General features: G+C 69.5%; 34 protein-coding genes. All 34 read right to left on the bottom strand.

The annotated features are described in order from the left end of the window. Positions 1-41: 41 nt before the first annotated feature. Entirely contained in the window at positions 42-668 is a 627-nt protein-coding gene (gene rpsD, locus ABGB06_RS30100; RefSeq protein ID WP_347595247.1) for a 30S ribosomal protein S4, read from the bottom strand. Positions 669-700: 32 nt separating this feature from the next. After that, entirely contained in the window at positions 701-1,105 is a 405-nt protein-coding gene (rpsK, locus tag ABGB06_RS30095) for a 30S ribosomal protein S11 (protein WP_019433438.1), read from the bottom strand. Positions 1,106-1,177: 72 nt separating this feature from the next. Beyond that, positions 1,178-1,558 carry a 30S ribosomal protein S13 gene (gene rpsM / locus ABGB06_RS30090; protein WP_347595243.1) on the bottom strand — a complete coding sequence of 127 codons (381 nt, stop codon included), beginning with the start codon at positions 1,556-1,558 and terminating at the stop codon, positions 1,178-1,180. Between the two features lie 215 nt (positions 1,559-1,773). Continuing rightward, positions 1,774-1,887: a 50S ribosomal protein L36 gene (gene rpmJ / locus ABGB06_RS30085; protein ID WP_049567412.1), complete on the bottom strand. Its 114-nt coding sequence runs from the start codon at positions 1,885-1,887 to the stop codon at positions 1,774-1,776. A 51-nt stretch (positions 1,888-1,938) separates the two neighbouring features. Further along, positions 1,939-2,160: a translation initiation factor IF-1 gene (gene infA / locus ABGB06_RS30080; protein WP_004927214.1), complete on the bottom strand. Its 222-nt coding sequence runs from the start codon at positions 2,158-2,160 to the stop codon at positions 1,939-1,941. A gap of 184 nt (positions 2,161-2,344) precedes the next feature. Next, entirely contained in the window at positions 2,345-3,181 is an 837-nt protein-coding gene (map, locus tag ABGB06_RS30075; RefSeq protein WP_347595237.1) for a type I methionyl aminopeptidase, read from the bottom strand. A 67-nt stretch (positions 3,182-3,248) separates the two neighbouring features. Further along, positions 3,249-3,905 carry an adenylate kinase gene (locus tag ABGB06_RS30070; RefSeq protein ID WP_347595234.1) on the bottom strand — a complete coding sequence of 219 codons (657 nt, stop codon included), beginning with the start codon at positions 3,903-3,905 and terminating at the stop codon, positions 3,249-3,251. Next, the gene (gene secY / locus ABGB06_RS30065) at positions 3,905-5,227 is read right to left on the bottom strand and encodes a preprotein translocase subunit SecY (protein WP_347595231.1); all 1,323 of its coding nucleotides are present in this window, start codon (positions 5,225-5,227) and stop codon (positions 3,905-3,907) included. Before secY ends, ABGB06_RS30070 begins: the two co-directional genes overlap by 1 nt. Positions 5,228-5,420: 193 nt before the next feature. Continuing rightward, a complete protein-coding gene (gene rplO / locus ABGB06_RS30060; RefSeq protein WP_347595228.1) occupies positions 5,421-5,909 on the bottom strand; it encodes a 50S ribosomal protein L15 in 489 nt (162 codons plus the stop codon). Position 5,910: 1 nt separating this feature from the next. Next, positions 5,911-6,093 carry a 50S ribosomal protein L30 gene (gene rpmD / locus ABGB06_RS30055; protein ID WP_347595225.1) on the bottom strand — a complete coding sequence of 61 codons (183 nt, stop codon included), beginning with the start codon at positions 6,091-6,093 and terminating at the stop codon, positions 5,911-5,913. Continuing rightward, entirely contained in the window at positions 6,093-6,695 is a 603-nt protein-coding gene (rpsE, locus tag ABGB06_RS30050) for a 30S ribosomal protein S5 (protein ID WP_347595222.1), read from the bottom strand. The genes rpmD and rpsE overlap by 1 nt, the downstream gene beginning before the upstream one ends. Positions 6,696-6,731: 36 nt before the next feature. Continuing rightward, positions 6,732-7,115 carry a 50S ribosomal protein L18 gene (gene rplR, locus ABGB06_RS30045; protein ID WP_347595219.1) on the bottom strand — a complete coding sequence of 128 codons (384 nt, stop codon included), beginning with the start codon at positions 7,113-7,115 and terminating at the stop codon, positions 6,732-6,734. Between the two features lie 3 nt (positions 7,116-7,118). Beyond that, positions 7,119-7,658 carry a 50S ribosomal protein L6 gene (gene rplF / locus ABGB06_RS30040; protein WP_347595216.1) on the bottom strand — a complete coding sequence of 180 codons (540 nt, stop codon included), beginning with the start codon at positions 7,656-7,658 and terminating at the stop codon, positions 7,119-7,121. A 23-nt stretch (positions 7,659-7,681) separates the two neighbouring features. After that, positions 7,682-8,080: a 30S ribosomal protein S8 gene (gene rpsH / locus ABGB06_RS30035; protein WP_347595213.1), complete on the bottom strand. Its 399-nt coding sequence runs from the start codon at positions 8,078-8,080 to the stop codon at positions 7,682-7,684. A 78-nt stretch (positions 8,081-8,158) separates the two neighbouring features. Further along, a complete protein-coding gene (locus tag ABGB06_RS30030; RefSeq protein WP_059013617.1) occupies positions 8,159-8,344 on the bottom strand; it encodes a type Z 30S ribosomal protein S14 in 186 nt (61 codons plus the stop codon). 3 nt (positions 8,345-8,347) lie between these two features. After that, positions 8,348-8,926 (bottom strand): 50S ribosomal protein L5, encoded by a 579-nt coding sequence (gene rplE, locus ABGB06_RS30025; protein ID WP_347595209.1) that lies wholly within the window; start codon positions 8,924-8,926, stop codon positions 8,348-8,350. Further along, entirely contained in the window at positions 8,926-9,249 is a 324-nt protein-coding gene (gene rplX, locus ABGB06_RS30020) for a 50S ribosomal protein L24 (RefSeq protein ID WP_347595206.1), read from the bottom strand. The genes rplE and rplX overlap by 1 nt, the downstream gene beginning before the upstream one ends. Before the next feature lie 4 nt (positions 9,250-9,253). Beyond that, positions 9,254-9,622, bottom strand: a complete 369-nt coding sequence (gene rplN, locus ABGB06_RS30015; protein ID WP_347595203.1) for a 50S ribosomal protein L14 — start codon at positions 9,620-9,622, stop codon at positions 9,254-9,256. 3 nt (positions 9,623-9,625) lie between these two features. After that, the gene (gene rpsQ / locus ABGB06_RS30010; protein ID WP_347595200.1) at positions 9,626-9,919 is read right to left on the bottom strand and encodes a 30S ribosomal protein S17; all 294 of its coding nucleotides are present in this window, start codon (positions 9,917-9,919) and stop codon (positions 9,626-9,628) included. Continuing rightward, positions 9,919-10,197 carry a 50S ribosomal protein L29 gene (rpmC, locus tag ABGB06_RS30005; protein WP_347595197.1) on the bottom strand — a complete coding sequence of 93 codons (279 nt, stop codon included), beginning with the start codon at positions 10,195-10,197 and terminating at the stop codon, positions 9,919-9,921. The genes rpsQ and rpmC overlap by 1 nt, the downstream gene beginning before the upstream one ends. Next, positions 10,197-10,616 carry a 50S ribosomal protein L16 gene (rplP, locus tag ABGB06_RS30000; protein ID WP_347595194.1) on the bottom strand — a complete coding sequence of 140 codons (420 nt, stop codon included), beginning with the start codon at positions 10,614-10,616 and terminating at the stop codon, positions 10,197-10,199. Before rplP ends, rpmC begins: the two co-directional genes overlap by 1 nt. Positions 10,617-10,619: 3 nt before the next feature. Then, positions 10,620-11,510, bottom strand: coding sequence for a 30S ribosomal protein S3 (gene rpsC / locus ABGB06_RS29995; protein WP_347595191.1), 891 nt, complete (start codon positions 11,508-11,510; stop codon positions 10,620-10,622). Then, positions 11,510-11,857, bottom strand: a complete 348-nt coding sequence (gene rplV, locus ABGB06_RS29990; protein ID WP_347595188.1) for a 50S ribosomal protein L22 — start codon at positions 11,855-11,857, stop codon at positions 11,510-11,512. The genes rpsC and rplV overlap by 1 nt, the downstream gene beginning before the upstream one ends. A gap of 55 nt (positions 11,858-11,912) precedes the next feature. Beyond that, complete coding sequence (rpsS, locus tag ABGB06_RS29985; protein WP_347595186.1) at positions 11,913-12,194, bottom strand: 30S ribosomal protein S19; 282 nt, start codon at positions 12,192-12,194, stop codon at positions 11,913-11,915. A 12-nt stretch (positions 12,195-12,206) separates the two neighbouring features. Continuing rightward, complete coding sequence (gene rplB / locus ABGB06_RS29980; protein ID WP_347595183.1) at positions 12,207-13,043, bottom strand: 50S ribosomal protein L2; 837 nt, start codon at positions 13,041-13,043, stop codon at positions 12,207-12,209. 39 nt (positions 13,044-13,082) lie between these two features. Further along, positions 13,083-13,421, bottom strand: coding sequence for a 50S ribosomal protein L23 (gene rplW / locus ABGB06_RS29975; protein ID WP_347595180.1), 339 nt, complete (start codon positions 13,419-13,421; stop codon positions 13,083-13,085). Then, on the bottom strand, positions 13,421-14,083 hold the full coding sequence (gene rplD / locus ABGB06_RS29970) for a 50S ribosomal protein L4 (protein ID WP_347595177.1): 663 nt from the start codon (positions 14,081-14,083) through the stop codon (positions 13,421-13,423). The genes rplW and rplD overlap by 1 nt, the downstream gene beginning before the upstream one ends. An 8-nt stretch (positions 14,084-14,091) precedes the next feature. Beyond that, complete coding sequence (gene rplC / locus ABGB06_RS29965; protein ID WP_347595174.1) at positions 14,092-14,736, bottom strand: 50S ribosomal protein L3; 645 nt, start codon at positions 14,734-14,736, stop codon at positions 14,092-14,094. 16 nt (positions 14,737-14,752) lie between these two features. Further along, a complete protein-coding gene (gene rpsJ, locus ABGB06_RS29960; RefSeq protein ID WP_016473429.1) occupies positions 14,753-15,061 on the bottom strand; it encodes a 30S ribosomal protein S10 in 309 nt (102 codons plus the stop codon). A gap of 551 nt (positions 15,062-15,612) precedes the next feature. Then, positions 15,613-17,073 (bottom strand): cation acetate symporter, encoded by a 1,461-nt coding sequence (locus ABGB06_RS29955; RefSeq protein WP_347595169.1) that lies wholly within the window; start codon positions 17,071-17,073, stop codon positions 15,613-15,615. Positions 17,074-17,092: 19 nt separating this feature from the next. Beyond that, positions 17,093-17,491, bottom strand: a complete 399-nt coding sequence (locus tag ABGB06_RS29950; protein ID WP_347595166.1) for a hypothetical protein — start codon at positions 17,489-17,491, stop codon at positions 17,093-17,095. Beyond that, positions 17,488-18,279 (bottom strand): LytTR family DNA-binding domain-containing protein, encoded by a 792-nt coding sequence (locus ABGB06_RS29945; RefSeq protein ID WP_347595163.1) that lies wholly within the window; start codon positions 18,277-18,279, stop codon positions 17,488-17,490. Before ABGB06_RS29945 ends, ABGB06_RS29950 begins: the two co-directional genes overlap by 4 nt. Further along, the gene (locus ABGB06_RS29940; protein ID WP_347595160.1) at positions 18,276-19,382 is read right to left on the bottom strand and encodes a histidine kinase; all 1,107 of its coding nucleotides are present in this window, start codon (positions 19,380-19,382) and stop codon (positions 18,276-18,278) included. Before ABGB06_RS29940 ends, ABGB06_RS29945 begins: the two co-directional genes overlap by 4 nt. A gap of 152 nt (positions 19,383-19,534) precedes the next feature. Next, positions 19,535-20,632: a DUF5954 family protein gene (locus ABGB06_RS29935; RefSeq protein WP_347595157.1), complete on the bottom strand. Its 1,098-nt coding sequence runs from the start codon at positions 20,630-20,632 to the stop codon at positions 19,535-19,537. Between the last annotated feature and the right edge of the window lie 116 nt (positions 20,633-20,748).

Below are 20,748 nucleotides of genomic sequence, written 5' to 3'. Positions count from 1 at the left end.
GGGGGGGGCCCCGCGGGCCGGCGCCCCACCACCCACCCGTACTACTTCGAGTAGAGCTCCACGATGAGCTGCTCCTGCACCTGGGTGTCGATCACCTGGCGCTCGGGCAGCGAGTGGACCAGGATCCGCAGCTGGGTCGGGATGGACTCCAGCCACGCCGGCACCGTCTTGTCCCCGGCCTCCGCCGACGCCACCTGGAAGGGGGTGAGGTTACGGGAGGACTCGCGGACCTCGACGATGTCGTTCGGCGTCAGCCGCGCCGACGGGATGTCGGTCTTCCGGCCGTTGACCAGGATGTGGCCGTGCCGGACCAGCTGACGGGCGTGGTCGCGGGACTTGGCGAAGCCGGCCCGGTAGACCACGTTGTCGAGCCGCGACTCGAGGATCCGGAGCAGGTTCTCGCCGGTCTTGCCCTGCTGGCGGTTGGCCTCGTTGTAGTAGCCGCGGAACTGCTTCTCGAGCACGCCGTAGATGCGCGCGCACTTCTGCTTCTCGCGCTTCTGCAGCAGGTACTCGCTGTCCTTGGTGCGCCCGCGTCCGTGCTCACCCGGGGGGTAAGGACGGATCTCGATCGGGCACTTAGCGCTCTCGCACTTGGCTCCCTTGAGGAAGAGCTTCTGCTTCTCCCGACGGCAACGCTTGCAGTCGGCCCCGGTGTAACGCGCCATAGTTCTGTCTCGTCTCCTACTTCACCTGGTCGTCAGACGCGCCGGCGCTTGGGCGGGCGGCAGCCGTTGTGCGGGGTCGGGGTGACGTCCTGGATCGAGCCGACCTCGAGCCCGGTCGCCTGCAGCGAACGAATCGCGGTCTCCCGGCCGGAGCCGGGGCCCTTCACGAACACGTCCACCTTGCGCATGCCGTGCTCCTGCGCCCGGCGGGCCGCGTTCTCGGCGGCCATCTGCGCGGCGAAGGGGGTCGACTTCCGGGAACCCTTGAAACCGACGTGGCCGGCGGAGGCCCAGGAGATCACGTTCCCGCTCGGGTCGGTGATCGAGACGATGGTGTTGTTGAACGTGCTCTTGATGTGAGCGTGCCCGTGGGCGACGTTCTTCTTCTCTTTGCGGCGCACCTTCTTGGCGCCCGCGGTGCGTCCCTTAGGAGGCATCTGGTCAGTACTCCCTGGAGGTGGTCGGTCCTACTACTCGGACCCTGACGTGAGGACGGTGGTCCGAGCGGACTACTTCTTGCCCGGCTTCTTCTTGCCGGCGATCGCGCGACGCGGGCCCTTACGGGTGCGCGCGTTGGTCTTGGTGCGCTGGCCGTGCACCGGCAGGCCGCGGCGGTGGCGCAGACCCTCGTAGCAGCCGATCTCGACCTTGCGGCGGATGTCGGCCTGGATCTCGCGGCGGAGGTCACCCTCCGTGCGGAAGTTGTTGTCCACGTACTCGCGGAGCTTGACGAGGTCCTCCTCGCCAAGGTCGCGGACGCGGGTGTCCGGGTTCACCCCGGTGCTGGCCAGGGTCTGCTTGGCAAGGGTGCGCCCGATGCCGAAGACGTAGGTGAGTGCGACCTCCACGCGCTTCTCGCGCGGGAGGTCAACGCCTGCGAGGCGTGCCACAGTGTCCTTCTCTCGATTCTGTCGGGGAGGTCTGCCGCAGCACCGTTCCCGAGGCTCCGCGGATCGCTCCGTGGAAGCCGCTCGGGTCCCCGGCCTCCCGCCGGGGGTGTCGTCCCCGCGCCGCGTCGTGCGTGCGGTACGCGAGGGGTCGGGTGACTGCGATATCTACTTGTCGCGCGGTGAAGCTGCGAAGTGCGGAAACGTGGAAGCTGCGGTCAGCCCTGGCGCTGCTTGTGGCGCAGGTTCTCGCAGATGACCATGACCCGGCCGTGGCGGCGGATCACCTTGCACTTGTCGCAGATCTTCTTGACGCTCGGCCTGACCTTCATGGGCTTAAAGGGTTCTCCGGGTCGGTCGGTCTGCTGTATCTACTTGTGGTCCTACTTGTAGCGGTAGACGATCCGCCCGCGGGTCAGGTCGTAGGGAGACAGCTCCACCACAACCCGGTCGTCGGGGAGGATGCGAATGTAGTGCATCCGCATCTTGCCGCTGATGTGCGCGAGGACCTGGTGCCCGTTCTGGAGCTCCACTCTGAACATCGCGTTCGGGAGAGACTCGACGACGGTGCCCTCGATCTCGATGGCCCCTTGTTTTTTGGCCATGCCTGAGCGCTTCACCTTCCGGGATCGGCTACCTGGACAGCCCTGACACGCAGGTGCACCAGGACCGACGCACCAGTCTACGGCACCCCACCCGAAAAGACGAATCCATGATGTTTTCCCCGGTTGGAAGATCGTTATTCCCCAGGGATGCCGCGGAGCTTCGGCCAGGGCCGCGGGAGGGTCCTCAGGCGAGCGGGTCGGGGGCCGTCGTGACCCCGAGCTGAGCCAGTCGGGCGGCGCCGCCGTCGGGGGCGGTGAGCACCAGCGGGCCCTCCTCGGTGAGGGCCACCGAATGCTCCCAGTGCGCCGCCCAGGTGCCGTCGTCGGTCTTCACGGTCCACTCGTCCGGCAGCACGTGGGTGTGCGGCGTGCCCAGCGACACCATGGGCTCGATGGCCAGGCAGAGCCCCGGCACCAGCTTCGGGCCCCGGCCGCGCCGGCGCTCGACGTAGTTCAGCAGGTGCGGGTCCATGTGCATCTCGCTGCCGATGCCGTGTCCGCCGTACTGCTCGACGATCCCGTACTTGCCCGACGGGGGCAGCGGCTGCCGCCGGATGTACTGCTCGATGGCGCGCGAGACGTCGACCAGCCGGTTGCCCTTGCGGACCGCGGCGATGCCGGCCCACAGCGCCTCCTCGGTCACCCGGCTGAGCTCGCGCACTTCGGGCGGGTGCCCTTCGCCGACGAAGACGGTGATCGCGGCGTCCCCGTGCCAGCCGTCCACGATGGCGCCGGCGTCGATCGAGATGATGTCGCCCGAGGCGAGGACCGTGGTCCGGTCGGGGATGCCGTGCACCACGACGTCGTTCACCGAGGTGCAGATGGTCGCGGGGAAGCCGCCGTAGCCCAGGAAGTTCGGCTTGGCGCCGTGCTCGGCGAGCACCTTGGCGGCGACCTCGTCCAGGTCCTTGGTGGTGGCGCCGGGCACCGCGGCCGCGGCGCAGGCGCGGTGCACCTCGGCCACCACCAGGCCGGCCGCGCGCATCCTGGCGATCTGCGCGGGGGTCTTGATCTCCACCATCGGGTGTTCCCTCTAGCCTTCGAATATCCGTGCGGTGCTGGTCGGCGCGCGCGCCGGAGCGGGACGGCTAGGCGTCCCGCTCCGGCAGCGCGGCCATGGCCCGCTGGGTCACCTGGGGAACGGTGCCGAGCGCCGAGATCGTCACCACCAGGCCCTGGGCCCGGTAGTAGTCGATGATCGGCTCCGTCTCCTCGTGGTAGACGGCCAGACGCTTACGCACGGTTTCTTCCCGGTCGTCCTCGCGCTGATACAGCTCGCCGCCGCAGAGGTCGCAGACGCCCTCGCGTCGCGGCGGATTGTTCGGCACCGCGAAGATGTGCTTGTTGTCCTTCCGGCAGGTGCGCCGCCCCGCGATGCGCCTGACCACCTCGTCCTCGGGCACCTCGAGGTCGAGCACCGCGTCGAGCTTGTGCCCCCAGTCGCGCAGCATCGCGTCCAGCGCCTCCGACTGCGCGATGTTGCGGGGGAAGCCGTCCAGCAGGAAACCGTCCAGCGCGTCGGGCTGCTGCATCCGCTCCGCCGCCATCGCGATGGTGATCTCGTCCGGCACCAGGCCGCCCTCGCGCATGATCGACTCGACCTGCCGACCCAGCTCCGTGCCCTGATCCTTGTGGGCCCGGAAGAGGTCGCCGGTCGAGATGTGCGGGATGGCCAGTCGTTCGGCGAGCAGCGCGGCCTGCGTGCCCTTGCCCGCGCCGGGGGGTCCGGTGAGGACGATTCGCATCAGCGGAGGAACCCTTCGTAGTTTCGCTGGTGGAGCTGGCTCTCAATCTGCCGCACAGTCTCCAGGCCGACGCCCACGATGATCAGGATGGATGTGCCTCCGAACGGGAAGTCCTGTTGCGCGTCGAACATCACGAGGGCGACCGTGGGCACCAGGGCGATCAGACCCAGGTAGAGCGAACCCGGCCAGGTGATGCGGTTCAGCACGTAGCTCAGGTACTCGACCGTGGGTCGGCCCGCCCGGATACCCGGGATGAATCCACCGTACTTCTTCATGTTCTCGGCCACGTCCTCGGGGTTGAACGTGATGGCCACGTAGAAGAACGCGAAGAAGACGATGAGCAGGAAGTACGTGATGATGTAGTACGGGTGGTCGCCCCCGGAGAAGTACCGGTTGATCCAGTCCGCCCAGCCCGCGTCGGAACCGGCGAACTGCACCAGCAGCTGCGGGATGTACAGCAGCGACGAGGCGAAGATGACCGGGATCACGCCCGCCTGGTTCACCTTGAGGGGGATGTACGTCGAGGTGCCGCCGTACGAGCGACGGCCGATCATCCGCTTCGCGTACTGCACCGGGATCCGCCGCTGGGCCAGCTCGACGAACACCACGAGGCCGACCATGGCCAGGCCGCAGGCCACGACGACGCCGAACTCGATCCAGCCGTCGGCCAGCGTGCCCTGGGTCTTGATCTGCCACAGGGCGGCCGGGAAGCCCGCCGCGATCGAGATGAACATCAGCATGGACATGCCGTTGCCGATGCCGCGGTCGGTGATCAGCTCACCCATCCACATGATCAGCATCGTGGCGGAGGTCAGGGCGATGACCATGACGACCGTCGTCCAGATGGAGTCGTTCGGGATGATCTCGCTGTTGACACTGCACTGCGGGAAGAGGGTGCCACTGCGGGCGGTCGCCACCAGGCCGGTGGCCTGGAGCACCGCGAGCGCCAGCGTGAGATACCGCGTGTACTGGGTGATCTTCGCCTGCCCGGCCTGCCCCTCCTTCTTCAGGGCCTCCAGGCGCGGGATCACGACGACGAGCAGCTGCAGGATGATGCTCGCGGTGATGTACGGCATGATCCCGAGCGCGAAGACAGTCAGCTGCAGCAGCGCCCCACCGCTGAACATGTTGACCAGCCCGAAGAGGCCGGAGCCGGCCCCCTGCTCATTCATCTCGTCGACGCACTGATTGACGTTCGGAAAGCTGACGCCTGGCACCGGTACGTGCTGTCCAACGCGGAACAGCACCACGATGCCGAGGGTGAAGACCAGCTTCTTACGCAGGTCAGGCGTCTGGAACGCCCGGGCGAACGCGGTGAGCACGGCTCCTCCTGCGACCCCCGCGTCGCGCGCGAGAGGTGACGGTCTTGTGGTTCAACGGATACGGTTCAAAGCCTTACGGTGGCGACGGCCCTGGCCACGATACCGGCGTTATCGCCGGGCGGGAATGACCGGCCTTCACCCCCTGGCCCCGGCGGGATCAACCCGCCGGGGCCAGGAACTCACGAGCGACCGCTCAGGACTCCGTGATGGTGCCGCCGGCGGCCGTGATCTTCTCGCGTGCGGAGCCGGAGACGGCGTCCACCGTCACCGTCAGCGCCACGGAGATCTCACCGCTGCCGAGCACCTTCACCAGCTCGTTCTTGCGCACCGCGCCCTTGGCCACCAGGTCGGCCTTGGTCACCTCGCCACCCTCGGGGTAGAGGGAGGCCAGGCGGTCCAGGTTGACGACCTGGTACTGCTTGTGGGCGGGGTTGTTGAAACCCTTCAGCTTCGGCAGCCGCATGTGCAGCGGCAGCTGACCGCCCTCGAAGCCGGCCTTGACCTGGCGCCGGGCCTTGGTGCCCTTGGTGCCTCGGCCGGCCGTCTTGCCCTTGGACGCCTCGCCACGACCCACACGGATCTTGGCCTTCTTGGCGCCCGGCGCGGGCCTGAGGTCATGGAGCTTGATCGGGCCCGCGGCAGTGCCCTGCTCGCCGGCGCCCTCCTTGTCGAACTCCACCATCTCAGTCCACCTCCTCGACCTTCACCAGATGCCGCACGGTGTTCGCCATGCCGCGGATCTCCGGCCGGTCCTCCTTGATGACCGACTGGTTGATCTTCCGCAGGCCCAGCGAGCGCAGCGTCTCGCGGTGGTTCTGCTTCGTCCCGATACGGGACTTGAGTTGGGTGATCTTCAGCCGTGCCATCACGCACCCACTCCGGCGCGGGCCCGCAGCAGCGCGGCGGGAGCCACCTCTTCCAGCGGCAGGCCGCGGCGGGCGGCGATCTCCTCGGGGCGCTGAAGGCCCTTCAGAGCGGCCACCGTGGCGTGCACGATGTTGATCGGGTTGGAGGAGCCGAGTGACTTGCTCAGCACGTCGTGGATGCCCGCGCACTCCAGCACGGCGCGCACCGGGCCACCGGCGATCACACCGGTACCGGGCGAGGCCGGCTTCAGCAGCACGATGCCCGCGGCCTCCTCACCCTGGATCGGGTGCGGGATGGTGCCCTGGATGCGGGGGACCTTGAAGAAGTGCTTCTTGGCCTCCTCCACACCCTTGGCGATGGCGGCCGGCACCTCCTTGGCCTTGCCGTAGCCGACACCCACGGTGCCGTCACCGTCGCCCACCACGACCAGCGCGGTGAAGCTGAAGCGACGACCACCCTTCACTACCTTGGCGACGCGATTGATCGCGACGACGCGTTCGACGAATGCGGTCTTCTCGGCGGCACCGCCGCCGTCCCGGCCCTTGCGGTCCCGACGCTCGCCGCCACCCGCGCCGCCACCGCGGCGCTGTGGTCCAGCCATGGGTCTACCTTTCTCGATTCGTGTGACGGGACCGGCTCAGAACGTGAGCCCCGCCTCGCGGGCGGCGTCCGCCAGAGCGGCGACGCGCCCGGCGTACTTGCTACCGCCGCGGTCGAAGACGACGGTCTGGATGCCGGCGGCCTTGGCCCGCTCGGCGACCAGGGCGCCGACCTGCTTGGCCTTCGCGCTCTTGTCGCCGTCGACGCCACGGATGGACGCGTCGAGCGAGGACGCCGAGGCCAGGGTGTGGCCCTGCACGTCGTCGATGACCTGCGCCACCATGTGCCGGTTGGACCGGGTCACCACCAGCCGCGGACGCTCGGGCGTGCCCGAGACCTTCTTGCGGACGCGGAGGTGACGACGCTTCGCGGCGACCCGCTTGCGCGCGTCGCCCTTGGCGATCTTCACACCGTATGCCATGGCTTACTTGCCCGCCTTTCCGACCTTGCGGCGGATGACTTCGCCCTCGTACTTCACGCCCTTGGCCTTGTACGGGTCGGGCTTGCGCAGCTTGCGGATCTGCGCCGCGATCTCGCCGACCTTCTGCTTGTCGATGCCCTCGACCGTGAACCGGGTCGGGGTCTCCACCCGGAAGGTGATGCCCTCCGGCGGCTCGACCAGGATCGGGTGGCTGTAGCCGAGGGAGAACTCCAGGTTGGAGCCCTTGGCCTGGACGCGGTACCCGACGCCGTTGATCTCCATCCGCTTCACGTAGCCCTCGGTGACACCGGTGACCATGTTGGCCACCAGCGAGCGGGAGAGACCGTGCAGGGCGCGGTTCTTGTTCTCGTCGTTCGGACGGGTCACCAGGATGGCGCCCTCCTCATCGCGGTTCACCTCGATGGGCGTGGCCACGGTGTGCGAGAGCGAGCCCTTCGGGCCCTTCACGGCGACCGTGCGGCCGTCGATGGTGACGTCCACGCCCGAGGGAATCTGGATGGGCTGCTTGCCGATGCGCGACATGGCTTATCCTCCGTTCCCTGCCGTCACCAGACGTAGGCGAGGACTTCCCCGCCCACGTTCTTCTTCTGCGCCTGCTTGTCGGTCAGCAGGCCGTGGGAGGTGGAGATGATCGCCACTCCCAGGCCGCCGAGCACCCGCGGCAGGCTCGTGGACTTCGCGTACACCCGCAGTCCCGGCTTGGAGATCCGCTTGATGCCGGCGATGGAACGCTCGCGGTTGGGGCCGTACTTCAGCTCCAGCACGAGGCTCTTGCCGACCTGGGCCTCCTCGGTCCGCCATCCGGTGATGTAGCCCTCCTGCTGGAGGATCTCCGCGATGTGCGACTTGATCTTGCTGTGCGGCATCACGACGGCGTCGTGATACGCGGAGTTCGCGTTCCGCAGACGGGTCAGCATGTCCGCGATCGGATCGGTCATGGTCATGAAATGGCCTTCGGCCTCTCTCGCCGGGGTTTCCTCGCCCGGCACTCGGTGCGGGCGGGACCTACGGCGTAGTCAGGGTTACCAGGAGCTCTTGGTGACGCCCGGCAGCTCGCCGCGGTGCGCCATCTCACGCAGGCACACGCGGCACAGGCCGAACTTGCGGTACACGGAGTGCGGCCGGCCGCAGCGCTGGCAGCGCGTGTAGCCACGGACCGCGAACTTCGGCTTGCGGCTCGCCTTGGCGATCAGGGCCTTCTTCGCCACTGCTCACGCCTCCTTGAACGGGAATCCGAGGTGGCGCAGCAGGGCGCGGCCCTCATCATCGGTCTTGGCCGTGGTGACCACGGTGATGTCCATGCCGCGCACCCGGTCGATCGCGTCCGGGTCGATCTCGTGGAACATCAGCTGCTCGGTCAGGCCGAAGGTGTAGTTGCCCCGGCCGTCGAACTGCTTCGGCGACAGGCCGCGGAAGTCACGGATCCGCGGCAGCGCCAGCGACAGCAGTCGGTCGAGGAACTCCCACATCCGGTCGCCGCGCAGCGTGGTGTGCGCGCCGATCGGCTGGCCCTCGCGCAGCTTGAACTGCGCGATGGACTTCCGGGCACGGGTCACGGTCGGCTTCTGGCCGGTGATCGTGGCGAGGTCGCGCACGGCGCCCTCGATCAGCTTGGAGTCGCGGGCGGCGTCGCCCACGCCCATGTTGACCACGATCTTGGTCAGGCCGGGCACCTGCATGATGTTGGCGTACGAGAAGTCGTCACGCAGGCGGCCGACGATCTCCTCGCGGTACCGCGTCTTCAGCCGCGGCGCGGCCGTGGCGGTCTCTGGCTTGGTGGCAGTGGTCATCAGATGTCCTCACCGGTCCGCCGGGCAACGCGGATCTTGTTGCCGTTGTCGTCGAAGCGGTAGCCAACACGGGTGGTGACCTTCTTGCCGTCCTTCTCCACCACGAGCGCCACGTTGCTCACGTGAATCGGCGCCTCGGTCGTGATGATGCCACCGGTCTTCGAGCCGCGCTGGGTCTGACCGGCCTTGATGTGCTTCTTGACCCGGTTGACACCCTCGACCAGGACCCGGTCCTCGCGGGGGTAGGCCACGATGACCTTGCCCTGCTTGCCGCGGTCCTTGCCGGTGATGACCTGAACCAGATCACCCTTCTTGATCTTCATGGCTCTACAGCACCTCCGGCGCGAGAGAGATGATCTTCATGAACCTCTTCTCGCGCAGTTCACGACCCACGGGGCCGAAAATGCGGGTGCCGCGGGGGTCGCCGTCGTTCCTGAGCAGCACGGCGGCGTTCTCGTCGAAGCGGATGTACGAGCCGTCGGGACGCCTGCGCTCCTTCACGGCACGCACGATGACGGCCTTGACGACGTCACCCTTCTTGACGTTGCCACCGGGGATCGCGTCCTTGACGGTGGCCACGATGACGTCGCCGATGCCCGCGTAGCGGCGACCGGACCCGCCGAGAACGCGGATGCAGAGAATCTCCTTCGCACCCGTGTTGTCGGCGACCCGCAGTCGCGACTCCTGCTGGATCATTGGTTACTTCGCCCTCTCCAGAATCTCCACGACGCGCCAGCGCTTGGTCGCGGACAACGGACGGGTCTCCATCAGCAGCACGCGGTCGCCCACGCCGGCGGAGTTCTGCTCGTCGTGCGCCTTGAGCTTGCTGGTGCGGCGAATGATCTTGCCGTACAGGGCGTGCTTGACCCGGTCCTCGACAGCGACGACGACGGTCTTGTCCATCTTGTCGCTGACGACGAGACCTTCGCGGGTCTTGCGCCTGCCGCGCCCCGTCGAGTGCGCGTTCGTCTCGGTCACAGTCTTCTCACTCATCAGGCGTTCTCCACCGCCTCGGCCTGGTCGGCCTCGGCGGCCGCGTCGGACTCACCAACCGGCACCACCGTCTCGATGCCGAGCTCGCGCTCCCGCATCAGGGTGTAGACCCGGGCGATGTCCTTGCGAACGGCCCGCAGCCGGCTGTTGTTCTCCAGCTGTCCTGTGGCCGCCTGGAAGCGGAGCCGGAACAGCTCCTCCTTGGCCTCGCGCAGCTTCACGACGAGCTCCTCGTCGTTCAGCTCGCGCAGCTCGGAAACCTTGGTGCCCACGGCCATCAGGACTCACCTGCCTCGCGCCGGACGATCCGGCACTTCATCGGAAGCTTGTGAGCGGCGCGGGTAAGCGCCTCACGAGCGGTCTTCTCGTTGGGGTAGGAGAGCTCGAACATCACCCGACCCGGCTTGACGTTCGCCACCCACCACTCGGGCGAGCCCTTACCCGAGCCCATGCGGGTCTCGGCGGGCTTCTTGGTCAGCGGGCGGTCCGGGTAGATGTTGATCCAGACCTTGCCGCCGCGCTTGATGTGGCGGGTCATCGAGATACGCGCGGCCTCGATCTGCCGGTTGGTGACGTAGGCGCCGGTGACGGCCTGGATGCCGTACTCACCGAAGGCGACCTCGGTCCCGCCCTTGGCCATGCCGCGGCGCTTCGGGTGGTGCTGCTTGCGGTACTTCACCTTGCGAGGGATCAGCATGGTTCAGCTCTCCCCTCCGGCGGAGCCGGACTCGTTGGACCCCGCGGCCGGAGCCTCGGTGGCCGGCGCGGCGGGCGCCTCGGCGGCCCGCGCCTCGGCACCCCTGGACTCGGCGCCCCGCTCGGCGCGCCCCTCGCCGCCCTGCGGACGACGGCCACGGCCGCCGCGCTCGCCACGGCCACGAGCCGGACGGTCGCCGCCGGCGCCACCACCGCGCGCGGGACGGTTGCCCGCCCGGGCGGCCGCGTTCTCCGCGCGGACCTCGGCGATGTTCTTCACGTCGCCCTTGTAGATCCACACCTTCACGCCGATGCGGCCGAAGGTGGTGCGGGCCTCGAAGAAGCCGTAGTCCACGTTGGCGCGCAGCGTGTGCAGCGGCACCCGGCCCTCGCGGTAGAACTCGGAGCGGGACATCTCGGCGCCGCCGAGGCGGCCACCGCACTGGATCTTGATGCCCTTGGCGCCGGCCTTCATCGTGCTCTGCATCGACTTGCGCATGGCACGACGGAAGGAGACCCGGGAGGACAGCTGCTCGGCGACCGCCTGGGCCACCAGCTGGGCGTCCAGCTCCGGGTTCTTCACCTCGAGGATGTTGAACTGGATCTGCTTGCCGGTCAGCCGCTCCAGGTTGCTGCGGAGCCGGTCGGCCTCCGCGCCACGCCGGCCGATGACGATGCCGGGGCGGGCGGTGTGCACGTCCACGCGGACCCGGTCCCGGGTGCGCTCGATCTCCACCTTGGAGATGCCGGCCCGCTCCATGCCCTGGGTGAGCATGCGCCGGATCGCGACGTCTTCCTTGATGTAGTCCTTGTAGAGCTTGTCGGCATACCAGCGCGACTTGAAGTCGGTCGTGATGCCGAGCCGGAACCCGTGCGGGTTTACCTTCTGGCCCATTACCGGGTTCCTTCCTTGCTGCTGACGACCACCGTGATGTGGCTGGTCCGCTTGCGGATCCGATACGCGCGGCCCTGCGCGCGCGGCTGGAACCGCTTCAGGGTCGGACCCTCGTCGACGTACGCCTCCTTGACGTAGAGGTCGTCGATGTCCGTGTGGTCGTAGTTGTGTGCGGCGTTGGCGATGGCGCTGTCCAGCACCTTGCCCACCGGAACGCTCGCGGCCTGCGGGGCGAAACGCAGGACCGCCTGAGCCTCCGTGGCGTCCTTGCCACGGATGAGGTCCACCACGCGGCGGGCCTTCATGGGCGTGACGCGGAGATACCGCGCGCGGGCCCTGGCTTCCATGGTTGTCCCCTTGGTCTCTGTCAGAGAGTCGGTCATGGTGTCGTACGCACCCGCCTCAGCGGCGGCGCGCCTTCCGGTCGTCCTTCACGTGTCCGCGGAAGGTGCGGGTCGGCGCGAACTCGCCGAGCTTGTGGCCGACCATCGACTCGGAGACGAAGACCGGGACGTGCTTGCGGCCGTCGTGCACCGCGATCGTGTGGCCCAGCATCGCCGGGACGATCATGGAGCGGCGAGACCAGGTCTTGATGACGTTCTTGGTGCCGGCGTCGTTCTGCGCGTCCACCTTCTTCATCAGGTGGTCGTCGACGAACGGCCCCTTCTTCAGACTGCGCGGCATCGTGTCCTGCTCCTAGCGCTTCTTGTTCGTCTTGCGGCGGCGGACGATGTACTTGTTGCTCGCCTTCTTGGGCGAACGGGTGCGGCCTTCCTTCTTGCCCCACGGCGAGACGGGGTGACGGCCACCGGAGGTGCGGCCCTCGCCACCGCCGTGCGGGTGGTCGACCGGGTTCATCACGACGCCACGGACGCTCGGGCGGACACCCTTCCAGCGCATCCGGCCGGCCTTGCCCCAGTTGATGTTCGCCTGCTCGGCGTTGCCGACCTCGCCGACGGTGGCCCGGCAGCGCACGTCCACCAGCCGGATCTCGCCGGACGGCATGCGCAGGTGCGCCATCCGGCCCTCCTTGGCCAGCAGCTGCACCGAGGCCCCGGCCGAGCGGGCGAACTTCGCGCCGCCGCCCGGCTTCAGCTCGATGGCGTGGATGACGGTACCCACCGGGATGTTGCGCAGCGGCAGGTTGTTGCCGGGCTTGATGTCGGCGGAGGGGCCGTTCTCGATCCGGTCGCCCTGCTTGAGGGTGGCCGGGCAGAGGATGTAGCGCTTCTCGCCGTCGACGTAGTGCAGCAGCGCGATGCGCGCCGTGCGGTTGGGGTCGTACTCGATGTGCGCGACCTTGGCCGGCACGCCGTCCTTGTCGTGCCGACGGAAGTCGATCAGCCGGTAGGCGCGCTTGTGCCCACCGCCCTGGTGACGCACGGCCACCCGGCCGGAGTTGTCCCGACCGCCCTTGCTGTGCAGCGGGCGGACCAGCGACTTCTCCGGCGTGGACCGCGTGATCTCGACGAAGTCGGCGACGGAGGAGCCTCGGCGGCCCGGCGTCGTCGGCTTGTACTTGCGGATTCCCATTGTCTCGTCCTCGTCCGGTTCCGGACGATCCGGCGTCTCCTAGGAGACGTACGGACCGCCGAAGATGTCGATGCTGTCGCCCTCGGCAAGGGTCACGATGGCGCGCTTGGTGTTGGCGCGCCGGCCGTAACCGGTGCGGGTGCGCTTGCGCTTGCCCTGCCGGTTGATCGTGTGCACGCTGCTGACCTTGACCGAGAAGATGGCCTGCACGGCCTGCTTGATCTGGGTCTTGTTGGCGCGCGGGTCCACGATGAACGTGTACTTGTTCTCGTCGAGGAGCGCGTAGCTCTTCTCCGAGACGACCGGCTTGATCAGGATGTCGCGGGGGTCGGTGAACTCCTTGCTGGAGATCACCTCGGCGACGGAGGCGTCCGTCATCAGGCGTCGCTCCCTTCCGTCTCGGCCGCGCCCGTGGCCCGGGACACGAAGCTGTCGAAGGCGGCCTTCGTGAAGATCACGTCGTCCGACTCCAGCACGTCGTACGTGTTGAGCTGGCCCGGGTCCAGCAGGTGCACCTGCGGCAGGTTGCGCGCCGACAGCCACGCGGTCTCGTCGGAGCGCTCGGCGACCAGCAGCACCTTCTTGCGGTCGCTGATCTGGCCCAGCAGCGTCCTGGCGGCCCTGGTGGAAACGTCGCCGTCCACCACGCCGCTGATCACGTGGATGCGCTCGTTGCGCGCCCGGTCGGAGAGGGCACCGCGCAGCGCGGCGGCCTTCATCTTCTTCGGGGTGCGCTGCGAGTAGTCGCGCGGCACGGGGCCGTGGACCACGCCACCGCCGGTGAACTGCGGAGCGCGGATCGAGCCCTGCCGGGCACGCCCGGTGCCCTTCTGGCGGTAGGGCTTCTTGCCACCGCCGCGGACCTCGCCGCGCGTCTTGACCTTGTGCGTGCCCTGCCGGGCGGCGGCCAGCTGGGCGACGACGACCTGGTGCATCAGCGGAATGCTGACCCTGGCGTCGAAGATCTCCGGCGGCAGCTCGACCGTGCCGGTCTTCTCACCGGCGGGCGAAAGAATGTCGATGGTCTGTGGGGTACTCATGGTTAACCTCAGGCCCCCTTGGCCGCGGTGCGGACCAGGACGAGGCCGCCGTTGGGACCGGGGACCGAGCCCTTGATGAGCAGCAGGCCCTGCTCGGCGTCCACTGCGTGCACGGTCAGGTTCTGGGTGGTGACCCGCTCGTTGCCCATCCGGCCAGCCATCCGCAGGCCCTTGAACACGCGGCCGGGAGTGGCACAGCCGCCGATGGAGCCGGGCGAGCGGTGCTTGCGCTGGGTGCCGTGCGAGGCGCCGAGGCCCTTGAAGCCGTGGCGCTTCATGACGCCCGCGGTGCCCTTGCCCTTGCTCTTGCCGGTGACGTCGACCTTGACACCGGAGTCGAACACCTCGGCCGTGATCTCCTGGCCGAGGGTGTACTCGCTGGCGTCGGCGGTCCGGATCTCCACCAGGTGGCGGCGGGGGGTGACGTCCGCCTTGGAGAAGTGGCCCTTCATGGGCTTGTTCACCTTGCGCGGGTCGATCTCGCCGAAGGCGATCTGGACGGACTCGTAGCCGTCGCGGTCGTTCGTGCGCACCTGGGTCACGATGCAGGGGCCGGCCTTGACCACGGTGACCGGGACGATGCGGTTGTTCTCGTCCCAGACCTGGGTCATGCCGAGCTTCTCGCCCAGGACGCCCTTGATCTGCTTAGCCATGTCTCTTCCGCGCCTCTCAGAGCTTGATCTCGATGTCGACGCCGGCCGGAAGGTCCAGGCGCATCAGCGAGTCAACGGTCTTGGGGGTCGGGTCGAGGATGTCGATCAGGCGCTTGTGGGTGCGCATCTCGAAGTGCTCGCGCGAGTCCTTGTACTTGTGCGGCGACTTGATGACGCAGTACACGTTCTTCTCTGTGGGCAGCGGCACCGGGCCCGCGACCGACGCTCCCGTACGGGTCACCGTCTCGACGATCTTCTTCGCCGAGTTGTCGATGACCTCGTGGTCGTAGGCCTTGAGCCGGATGCGGATCTTCTGTCCCGCCATGGCTGCTTCGTGTTCCTGTCTCTTGGTGTCACGCTCTGGACCCGGTGGCCGCTCTCGTCCCGCTCCGTGCGGCTCCACCTCCGACCCACGCGGTCGGGCGTGTCGCGCGCCGCCCCGGATTTCACCGCAGGGGTTTCCTCGGGGAGGACTGAGGGGAGAACTTCCACCAGGTGCCTGGCCGGAGCCCCGCCCACGCTTCCCGGAAGATCCCGGTATTTCCGCCCCTCATCAGGGACGACGAATACAGTGAGACTCGCTTCCGGTCCTCCCGGCGGGAGGCGCGCAGCATCGGCTCTCAACCGAGCAACCTGGTTAGTGTGCCATACGCTGCGCTGTGCGTGCCAATCGGGACAGGTCAGCCACACCAGGCCCCTGCCACGGTTCCCATGCCCGCGTCAACCGGGCAGGTGCAGGCGGAGCACCGCGCGCCCCCCTTGCCGGGCCGACGCCACCGTACCGCCCTCTCCCCCGCGTCAACCGGGCAGGTGCAGGCGGAGCACCGCGCGCCCCCCTTGCCGGGCCGACGCCACCGTACCGCCCTCTCCCCCGCGTCAACCGGGCAGGTGCAGGCGGAGCACCGCGCGTTCTGACCAGTCGGGTGGGGTGCCGAGGCGGGAGACGCCCGCCATCACCAGGAAGGCCAGTGGCACCGTCCACGCCGCGGGCTGGGCCAGCAGCACCACCAGCCAGCCGGCTCCCGGGTCGGTCAACACCGAGGCCAGCGCGGCTCCGGTGGCCGCGCACACCCCCGTGGCGAGCCCGGCCGCCGCGCCCGCGACCGTCAGGCCCGACCACCAGATGCCGAGCACCAGCAGCGGGCAGAACGTCGAGGCGGCGACCGCGAACGCCCAGCCCACCAGCACGTTGATGTCCACGCCCTGGGCGGGCAGCGAGAGCACAACGGCGACCAGCGCACCGGCCGCGACCGCCTTGCGCAGCCGCGGCACGCTGGCCCGTGACAGGTCGTGGGACAGGCCGCCGGCCAACGCCATCAGCAGCCCGGAGGAGGTGGACAGGAAGGCGGCGAACGCGCCGGCCGCGACGATGGCGGTGAGCACCTCGCCCCCGCCGCCGCCCACGATGTGCTCCGGCAGCACCACCGTCACCGTGTCGGTGTCGCCCTCGTCCTCCAGGCTCGGCGTGAACACCCGGCCGAGCAGCCCGTAGACCGCGGGAAAGAGGTAGAAGATGCCGAGCAGCACGATGACGCCGACCGCCACCCGGCGGGCCATGAACGCGGTGGCGCTGGTGTGGAAGCGCATGATCACGTGCGGCAGGCCGACCGCCCCCAGCGTGGTGGCGAGCAGCACCGACCACGTGGCGAGCAGCGGCTGGCCCGAGTTGCTGAGGTCGAGCAGCGGACGGGTGAGCTCGTCGGCCTCCACCCGCAGCGCGGCCGCCCGCTTCTCCTCGCCGGCGTGCACCATCAGGAAGATCGCGGGGATCGCGATGAACAGCAGCTTGACCAGGTAGTGGAAGGCCTGCACGTAGGTGGCCGAGCGCATCCCGCCGACCGCGATGGACACGCTGACCACCGCCCCGGCGAGCACCACGCCGACCCAGTACGGGGTGCCGCTGACCAGGTGCAGCACCACGCCGGCGCCCTTGAACTGCGGCACCAGGTAGAGCCACATGATCACCAGCACGATGACGGCGCACAGCTTGCGGATGGTCTGCGAGCCGAGCCGGTAGTCGGCGAAGTCCGGCACCGTGTACGCGCCGGAGCGCCGCATCGGTCCGGCCACCAGGGTGGCGACGGCGACGTAGCCGGCGGTGAAGCCCACCGCGTACCAGAGGCTGCCGATGCCGTCCTTCAGCATCAGGCCGGCGAGGCCCAGCACCGAGGCGGCCGAGACGTACTCGCCGGCGATGGCCATCGCGTTCCAGCCGGGGCCCACCCGCTGGGAGGCGACCAGGAAGTCGGGGGTGGTGCGGGCGGCCGCGCGCACCCCGTAGACGCCGATGGCCATGCTCGCCGCCAGCAGGAGTCCGATCGCGAGCAGTCCGGTCACCGCTCGGCGCTCACGGTGCTCACGGCTTGGGCCCCCGCTCGATGCGCTCCGCGGCGCGGACGTGCAGCACCGCGATGAGCAGCAGCAGCGGGTAGCTGGCGGTCATCAGCAGCAGCCAGGAGGCGGGGATGTCCAGCACGGTCACGTCGTCCAGCGCCGGCAGGACGCCGAGCAGGCCGCTGAGGCCGAAGAGCAGCAGGCCGAGCACGGACAGCGTGCGCAACGCCAGCCGGCGCTGCCGGGCGAACAGGGCGCGCGCCGCCGCCGTGGTCGCCTCGTCGTCCGCCGAGCCGTCCCCGTTGCCGCTCCAGGCGCCGGGCAGCGGCGGCGGTCGCAGGTGCTGGGCCGGGCGGTGCCGCCGGGCGAGGGCGATCCGGGTCTGCGGGGAGGTGATCCGCACCCGGCGCGGCTGGCTCATCTCGCCTCGTCCCCGAGGCCGTCCCGCACGCCGTCGCGCACCGCCGCCATCAGCCGTTCCTTCAGCTCGCGGGCGTGCCGGCGGCTGACCGGCACGTCGCCGGCCGGGGTGCGGGCCAGCAGCCCGGCCGAGCTCGACACCCGCAGGTCGCGGATCCAGCGGACGGCGACCAGGTAGCCGCGGTGCGCGCGGACGAAGCCGGCCGGCGCCCACACCTCCTCCAGATAGGACAGGGACAGCCGGATCAGGTGGTTGCCGGCCGCGGTGTGCAGCCGCACGTAGTCGCCGTGCGCCTCGGCGTACTGGATGTCGTCGCGGTGCACGAAGAGGGTGTGCCGCCCGGTCTCGATCTGCACCACCGACAGCTCGTCCGCGGCCACCGCGCGCGGCGTCGGCGCCGGGCGGCGCAGCGCCCGCACCCGGGACACGGCCTCGGCCAGCCGCTCCGGGCGCACCGGCTTGAGCAGGTAGTCGGCGGCGCCGACGCCGAACGCCTCGACCGCGTGGTGCTCGGACGCGGTGACGAACACGATGGCCGGCGGCGCGGAGAGCATGCTGAGCACCCGCGCCACCTCCATGCCGTCGAGGCCCGGCATGGAGATGTCCAGGAAGACCGCGTCGAAGGTCTCGGTGCCGAGCCGGCGCACGGCGGCCTCGCCGCTGTCCGCCTCGTCCACGTCGCCGACCTCGGCGAGCGCGCCGAGCATGGCCGCGAGCTCCTGGCGGGTGGACGCCTCGTCCTCCACCACCAGGGCGCGCAGGCCCGCGGCCGTCGCTTCCGACGTCAACTCGCGACCACCCCTCGCATGAACCGGGGCACCCGGATGACCACCCGGGTCCCGCTGCCCGGCGCGGTCTCTATCACCAGGCCGTACTCGGGCCCGTAGACCGTGCGCAGCCGCTGGTCGACGTTGGCCAGGCCGACCCGCCCCCGGCCGCCGTCCGCCCGGGACCCCGGCGCGGGTGGTCTCTTGCCCGAGAGGAGGGCCCGGGCGAACTCCGGTTCCATGCCGACGCCGTCGTCCTCGATCTCGATCACGCAGAGCGGGCCCTCGCCGTATCCGGAGACGCTGATCGATCCCGCCCCCGGCTTCGGCTCCAGGCCGTGCCGTACCGCATTCTCCACGATGGGCTGGATGACGAGGAAGGGGATGACGACCGGGAGAATCTCCGGCGCCATCCGGACGGTGAGCTCCATCCGGTCGTCGAAGCGGGCCCGCTGGAGCTCCAGGTAGGTCTGGATGGCCTGGAGCTCGTCGGAGACGGTGGCGTAGTCGCCCTTGCTGGAGAAGCTGTAGCGGAGGTAGTCCGCGAAGTCGTGGAGCAGGGTGCGGGCCCGGTCCGGATCGGTGCGTATCCGGGCGCCGATCACGGACAGCGCGTTGTGCAGGAAGTGCGGCGATATCTGGGCGCGCAGGGTGCGCAGGTCGGCCTGGGCGATCCGGGTCCTGGCGCGGCGCAGCGCGGCGTGGTCCAGCGACCGGGCGACCTGGGCGGCCACCGCCTCCAGCTCCGCGTCGTCGCAGCCGGCCTCGTCGGCGCAGCGGACGGCCAGCGCGCCGGACAGCTCGCCGGCGACGATCAGCGGCACGGCCGACCAGGGCGGGCGGTGGGCGGTCACGGCGTTCTCGTAGGCGCGGCCGAGCAGCTCGGTCAGCTCGTCCTCGTCGGGCGCGGGTCCGGCGACGGCCACCGCGCCGTCCAGGTCCGCGAGCACCACGGTCTCGGCCCGCAGCAGCCGGCGCAGGCGCCGCGCGGCCTGCGCGCCGCCTCGTCCGTCGAGGCCGTCGTGCAGTGCGGCGTCGATCTGCTGAACAGCGGTGAGCACCCGCACGGTCTGCCCCGCGTCGGGCCGACCGTTGGCGCGCCGCCCGTGTCTTCGGTCCAGCATGGCCCGCACGCTAGCCCAGCAGGCGGCAGGGCTGTAGGGCCTGAACGCCTGCGGCACGATCAGTTGCCGTCCCGTCGCCATCGGTCGACGATTCCCGGCTCGATCACGGGATCAGTTGCCCTCGGCCGACGGTCCCCGGCAGGTGCACGGGATCAGTTGCCCTCGGTCGACGGTTCGTGTCCCTGGCGGGCGCACTGCGGGTCGTCGTCCGCTCCGCTCTCGCGCCGTTCGCGCTCCTCGCGCTCCTCCACCTCGGCCAGCGGCGGGTGCAGCCGCATCGGCCCGTACGGATCGGTGTCGGTGGTCCGGGGCGGCTCGGGGCCGTCGGGGCCGATGCGCATCAGCCGCTCGACCCGGATGATCTGGAAGCGTCGGCCGAGCACCCGCAGCTCGTCCCGCGGCGGCCCGGCCCGGTACTGCTCGGCCGCGGTGGCGTATACCTCGGCCTCTGCGTCGGAGATGTCCTGCTCCAGCTTCGGCAGGAATTCGGCCAGGTAGTTGTAGAGGGTCGCGCGGGCGTCCTGTGGGCTCGGGTGCAGGCCGGCCATGGGCTCCCAGGACGCCTGCTTGCGCTCGGCGAAGGTGAAGGTGGCGGGCAGCAGCACCACGCCCGGATGGGTCTGCAGGGCGCGCACCGAGTCCTCCCTGACGTCCCGGGGGATCCGCTCGGCCTGGTAGCGCAGCGGCAGCAGCTCCATGCGCTGGATGCTCTCCATGATCCCGGTGGCCCTGGCGTGGTCGATCACGAAGCCGGTGGTGCGGCAGGCGGAGTTGCGCCCGCGGTCGCCGATGTCCCGGCGGGAGTCGTCGGGGTCGGTGGGGCGCGGACCCTCGATGCCGTCGGCGCCCGTCCTGGCGAACTCGTCGCCCCGGACGATCCGGTACCGGGTGTCCCCCACCATCAGCTCGTCGACCGGTTCGGTCTCCAGGCGGGCGACGGCGGCGAGCAGCTCGTCGCGCAGCGGCTGGCCCGGCCGGGTCTCGTTCTTCGCGCGGAACCACAGATGGGAGTTAAGCCCGTCCCTGGAATGCTGAGGGAAGCCGTCGGATACATCGCTGAGCAGCCGCCAGCTCTCCCCGTCGTCCGGGGACTGGGTGGCGAACCCGAAGACGGGGCCGCGGATCACGACGTTGGGGAAGCGCTCGGCGGCGCGCATCGTGTCCTGCTCGGTGACCTCGGAGACCGGATCGTCCCGATGGGTGACCCTGATGGTCAGGTGATGCGGTGGATTCTTCCGGTGATCCTTCATGCGCCCAGTGTGACGGTAACGACCGCACCGGTCAGCTGTTTGCCGGATTCTCCGCCCCCGTACGCTCCCTGTGCGCCGGTGGTGCGCCCTCTCCCGCCCGGTCGACCGGAGGACGG

It is taken from the genome of Streptomyces sp. B6B3, assembly GCF_039871525.1.
GTDB lineage: Bacteria > Actinomycetota > Actinomycetes > Streptomycetales > Streptomycetaceae > Streptomyces.
The sequence above is the reverse complement of the archived record's forward strand: the minus strand, read 5'-3'. Positions and strand labels throughout refer to the sequence as shown.

Excerpts from the sequence above, each read along its gene's own strand:
- rpsD (WP_347595247.1), bottom strand. The coding sequence starts at position 668 with ATGGCGCGTTACACCGGGGCCGACTGCAAGCGTTGCCGTCGGGAGAAG.
- rpsK (WP_019433438.1), bottom strand. The coding sequence starts at position 1,105 with ATGCCTCCTAAGGGACGCACCGCGGGCGCCAAGAAGGTGCGCCGCAAA.
- rpmJ (WP_049567412.1), bottom strand. The coding sequence starts at position 1,887 with ATGAAGGTCAGGCCGAGCGTCAAGAAGATCTGCGACAAGTGCAAGGTG.
- infA (WP_004927214.1), bottom strand. The coding sequence starts at position 2,160 with ATGGCCAAAAAACAAGGGGCCATCGAGATCGAGGGCACCGTCGTCGAG.
- map (WP_347595237.1), bottom strand. The coding sequence starts at position 3,181 with ATGGTGGAGATCAAGACCCCCGCGCAGATCGCCAGGATGCGCGCGGCC.
- ABGB06_RS30070 (WP_347595234.1), bottom strand. The coding sequence starts at position 3,905 with ATGCGAATCGTCCTCACCGGACCCCCCGGCGCGGGCAAGGGCACGCAG.
- rplO (WP_347595228.1), bottom strand. The coding sequence starts at position 5,909 with ATGGTGGAGTTCGACAAGGAGGGCGCCGGCGAGCAGGGCACTGCCGCG.
- rpmD (WP_347595225.1), bottom strand. The coding sequence starts at position 6,093 with ATGGCACGGCTGAAGATCACCCAACTCAAGTCCCGTATCGGGACGAAG.
- rpsE (WP_347595222.1), bottom strand. The coding sequence starts at position 6,695 with ATGGCTGGACCACAGCGCCGCGGTGGCGGCGCGGGTGGCGGCGAGCGT.
- rplR (WP_347595219.1), bottom strand. The coding sequence starts at position 7,115 with ATGGCATACGGTGTGAAGATCGCCAAGGGCGACGCGCGCAAGCGGGTC.
- rplF (WP_347595216.1), bottom strand. The coding sequence starts at position 7,658 with ATGTCGCGCATCGGCAAGCAGCCCATCCAGATTCCCTCGGGCGTGGAC.
- rpsH (WP_347595213.1), bottom strand. The coding sequence starts at position 8,080 with ATGACCATGACCGATCCGATCGCGGACATGCTGACCCGTCTGCGGAAC.
- rplE (WP_347595209.1), bottom strand. The coding sequence starts at position 8,926 with ATGACCACTGCCACCAAGCCAGAGACCGCCACGGCCGCGCCGCGGCTG.
- rplX (WP_347595206.1), bottom strand. The coding sequence starts at position 9,249 with ATGAAGATCAAGAAGGGTGATCTGGTTCAGGTCATCACCGGCAAGGAC.
- rplN (WP_347595203.1), bottom strand. The coding sequence starts at position 9,622 with ATGATCCAGCAGGAGTCGCGACTGCGGGTCGCCGACAACACGGGTGCG.
- rpsQ (WP_347595200.1), bottom strand. The coding sequence starts at position 9,919 with ATGAGTGAGAAGACTGTGACCGAGACGAACGCGCACTCGACGGGGCGC.
- rpmC (WP_347595197.1), bottom strand. The coding sequence starts at position 10,197 with ATGGCCGTGGGCACCAAGGTTTCCGAGCTGCGCGAGCTGAACGACGAG.
- rplP (WP_347595194.1), bottom strand. The coding sequence starts at position 10,616 with ATGCTGATCCCTCGCAAGGTGAAGTACCGCAAGCAGCACCACCCGAAG.
- rpsC (WP_347595191.1), bottom strand. The coding sequence starts at position 11,510 with ATGGGCCAGAAGGTAAACCCGCACGGGTTCCGGCTCGGCATCACGACC.
- rplV (WP_347595188.1), bottom strand. The coding sequence starts at position 11,857 with ATGGAAGCCAGGGCCCGCGCGCGGTATCTCCGCGTCACGCCCATGAAG.
- rpsS (WP_347595186.1), bottom strand. The coding sequence starts at position 12,194 with ATGCCGCGCAGTCTGAAGAAGGGGCCGTTCGTCGACGACCACCTGATG.
- rplB (WP_347595183.1), bottom strand. The coding sequence starts at position 13,043 with ATGGGAATCCGCAAGTACAAGCCGACGACGCCGGGCCGCCGAGGCTCC.
- rplW (WP_347595180.1), bottom strand. The coding sequence starts at position 13,421 with ATGACGGACGCCTCCGTCGCCGAGGTGATCTCCAGCAAGGAGTTCACC.
- rplD (WP_347595177.1), bottom strand. The coding sequence starts at position 14,083 with ATGAGTACCCCACAGACCATCGACATTCTTTCGCCCGCCGGTGAGAAG.
- rplC (WP_347595174.1), bottom strand. The coding sequence starts at position 14,736 with ATGGCTAAGCAGATCAAGGGCGTCCTGGGCGAGAAGCTCGGCATGACC.
- rpsJ (WP_016473429.1), bottom strand. The coding sequence starts at position 15,061 with ATGGCGGGACAGAAGATCCGCATCCGGCTCAAGGCCTACGACCACGAG.
- ABGB06_RS29950 (WP_347595166.1), bottom strand. The coding sequence starts at position 17,491 with ATGAGCCAGCCGCGCCGGGTGCGGATCACCTCCCCGCAGACCCGGATC.
- ABGB06_RS29940 (WP_347595160.1), bottom strand. The coding sequence starts at position 19,382 with ATGCTGGACCGAAGACACGGGCGGCGCGCCAACGGTCGGCCCGACGCG.
- ABGB06_RS29935 (WP_347595157.1), bottom strand. The coding sequence starts at position 20,632 with ATGAAGGATCACCGGAAGAATCCACCGCATCACCTGACCATCAGGGTC.